At 40.3% G+C, this 2,991-nt stretch carries 3 protein-coding genes; all 3 read left to right on the forward strand.

Translation table 11 applies throughout. From position 1 onward, the window contains the following. Positions 1 to 122: 122 nt before the first annotated feature. The 3 genes from ACESM0_RS13535 to ACESM0_RS13545 all read left to right on the forward strand — a co-directional run bounded on the left by ACESM0_RS13535 (position 123) and on the right by ACESM0_RS13545 (position 2,682). On the forward strand, positions 123 to 1,613 hold the full coding sequence (locus ACESM0_RS13535; RefSeq protein WP_372906736.1) for an NADH-quinone oxidoreductase subunit N: 1,491 nt from the start codon (positions 123 to 125) through the stop codon (positions 1,611 to 1,613). Positions 1,614 to 1,667: 54 nt separating this feature from the next. Further along, positions 1,668 to 2,090 (forward strand): hypothetical protein, encoded by a 423-nt coding sequence (locus ACESM0_RS13540; RefSeq protein WP_372906734.1) that lies wholly within the window; start codon positions 1,668 to 1,670, stop codon positions 2,088 to 2,090. Positions 2,091 to 2,229: 139 nt separating this feature from the next. Continuing rightward, the gene (locus ACESM0_RS13545; protein ID WP_372906735.1) at positions 2,230 to 2,682 is read left to right on the forward strand and encodes an RrF2 family transcriptional regulator; all 453 of its coding nucleotides are present in this window, start codon (positions 2,230 to 2,232) and stop codon (positions 2,680 to 2,682) included. Positions 2,683 to 2,991: the final 309 nt, after the last annotated feature.

A 2,991-nucleotide genomic window follows, 5' to 3' on the forward strand; every position in this document is an offset into this window, starting at 1 on the left:
GAATTGATGAATGCATCACTCAGTCACCTTGTGGAATTAGTGACCCAAGGAGTTTAACAATTTTGTCATCACAAAAAATTAAAAGCCGTTTAAGGCAACTAACTTAGAAGAGATTCTTGAACATGGTTGACAATATTTTAAATAGCATCATTCATTTCTACCCGGAGATTGCAATTGTGGTGACTCTTTGCGGGATTATTGTAGCAGATCTGTTTGTGAAACGAAAAGGGCATACCGGTGGGGCAATTCTGTTTGGCGGTATGGTAGTTACCGCAGTACTCTTACTGGTTCAGACGGGTTGGAATAACTCCGTTTTCTATGATATGATTGCGGTTGATCCATTTGCACTCTATTTCAAGTTATTACTAACTCTGGCTACTCTGTTTGTAATCCTTTTTTCAATGAAATCCCGTGAGCTGGATGAGTATTCAAACCGGATCAGTGAATACTACATGCTGATGGCCGGAATGATATTGGGCATGTTTCTGATGGTAAGTTCAACAAATCTACTGTTGATGTACCTGGCTTTTGAGATGACCAGTATCAGTTCTTATGTACTGGTTGGGTTTACTAAAAAATCGGATAAATCCTCCGAAGCATCCATGAAGTATATCATCTATGGTGCAGTTGCCTCGGGGATTATGATCTATGGTATTTCACTTCTTGTTGGACTGACCGGCGCAACAGATATTTATGCAGTCAATATGGCTTTGGCCGGTGATTTGAATCAACCTCTTTTGCTGACGATTTCAATAATTATGATTATTGCAGGGCTTGGCTTCAAGCTTGCCCTGGTACCGTTTCACTTTTGGGCACCGGATGTATATGAAGGTGCTCCAATAACAATTACAGCGTATTTATCCGTAGCCTCCAAAATTGCAGCTCTGGCTATGACAATCCGCTTCTTCCGGATTTCATTCTCTGATTTGAGTGTGGCCGGTGACGGTGCCATCTGGAGTATGTTAGACGTCTTGAATTGGAATGTTATTCTGGCTGTTTTGGCAGCCTTGGCAATGGTTGTTGGTAATCTGACTGCACTACGGCAGGATAATATTAAGCGGATGCTGGCTTATTCCAGTATTGCTCATGCCGGGTACATCATGATGGGTTTCGTCATCTTAACCAACGAAGGCTTATCAGCTATAATGATTTATGTGTTTGTTTACCTGTTTATGAACCTGGGAGCATTTTATGTGGCAATGCTTTTCTCAAACCAAACGGGTACAGAATCAATTGAGAAGTACAAAGGGCTGGGGCACCGCGCTCCGTTGATGGGTGTGTCTATGACCGTTTTTCTCGTGGCATTAACCGGTTTTCCACCCACGGCCGGATTTATCGCAAAGCTCTATATTTTTGGAGCTGCAATAAGTGCAGGTTGGTTCTGGTTGGTTCTGATTGCCGGTATCACCACTGTTGTGTCACTATTTTATTACATCCGGGTAGTGCGAAATATGTTTTTCTACAAACCCGATGAGGGCGCCGAAAAGCTTGAATTTGATGCCGGTACTAAGATTATTCTGTTGCTGTTGCTCATACCTACATTACTGTTTGGTGTTTACTTCACACCAATTTTTGAAATGGCGCGAGAATCCGTTCAAATGTTTGGAATGTAGATATGACAATGAGCTCAGGATACAAGTAATCGCTTAATTAAAAACCCTAAAGTTATGAGTAACGAAATGATCAAAGAGTTATTCAAGCAGGCAGATTCTGAGCTATACAATGCCCGCAATGAACTCTATAAACCGGCTGAGGATGTAGTAAACTATTCAGTTTGCGTATTTGCACGAAGTGCACTGTACAGATTTATACAGTGTCTTTATATGATCTATACCGATCAAAACGGAGATACTCCCGAACAGGAACTTACAATGGAGCAGATGATGGATTATATCAACCGGTATGATTCAAATGCGATGGATATTGATTTTTCCAATGTTCACTGTAAATCCAAAGCGGATGTAACGGAGACTAAAGAGAATCTTTACTTCTGTAATAGTGTGGATCATGTGAAATATTGCACGGATACTGCAGACAGAGTCAGGGATCTTGTGATAGAAAAAGCATGGGGACCGTTGACTGCTGATTAGCAAACTAATGTTTGGGTAAATGTGGAATATATTTTCCATGTCAATTTTGTATATTCACCTCCATAATTAGTTATTACCCCTCCTAATTAAGGGTGTAACACTGGAGTGAATCCAACCCTAAATATCAAATTAGACCACAATGTTCTCGACTTCATGTCACTATGGCTTGCAAGCCATGATTTATATAGCGCTGCATTCTACCGATGGTAAAAATGTAGACTTGGGCCAGATTGCAGAAAAACAGGAGATTCCCAAGCATTTCCTCAGTAAAATTTTGCAGATGCTCGTAAAAAATGGTTTGCTGAATTCAATGAAGGGCCCAACCGGAGGATTTAGTCTGAGCAGACCTGCAGACGACATCACGTTGATAGAAGTGATTGATGCAATAGATGGTCTGGATGTATTTACTCAGTGCGGAATCGGATTTAAAAAATGTGATGATGATCATCCATGCCCGATCCACAATGAGTATAAACATGTACGAAATAATATTCGTGAACTCTTTGAAACCAAAACGCTCCTTGAGCTATCTGAAGATATCAAGAGTGGGGAGAGTATTGTAAGCCTGGGTAAACCACTGAGTAAGGATTAGCTGCATGTTTAAGACTGAAGGGTCTTTAAACGCATTGTAATCTTGAGGTTAGCAGATTGCCAGATAAATAAATGTTGATCGAATATGTTGGAATAGGAGATCTTTTTTATTACTTTATTTTAGAGTTTAATGTCTAAATATCTATTAAAGGCTGTTCGGTGAAATCAGGCAGTCGGGACGACTATTTAAAATCTGAAAGAAACGAGTTGAGAGTACTATGGATATTGGAATAAAAGAATCAGACCGGAAGAAAGTCGCTGACAAACTTCAGAAATTGCTCGCTGACGAGCATGTGATCTATATCAAAAC

This window comes from Rhodohalobacter sp. (genome assembly GCF_041686455.1).
Lineage (GTDB): Bacteria > Bacteroidota > Rhodothermia > Balneolales > Balneolaceae > Rhodohalobacter.

Bases quoted from the DNA above. Each gene is read 5' to 3' on its own strand.
- ACESM0_RS13540 (WP_372906734.1), top strand. From the start codon at position 1,668: ATGAGTAACGAAATGATCAAAGAGTTATTCAAGCAGGCAGATTCTGAG.
- ACESM0_RS13545 (WP_372906735.1), top strand. From the start codon at position 2,230: ATGTTCTCGACTTCATGTCACTATGGCTTGCAAGCCATGATTTATATA.
- ACESM0_RS13535 (WP_372906736.1), top strand. From the start codon at position 123: ATGGTTGACAATATTTTAAATAGCATCATTCATTTCTACCCGGAGATT.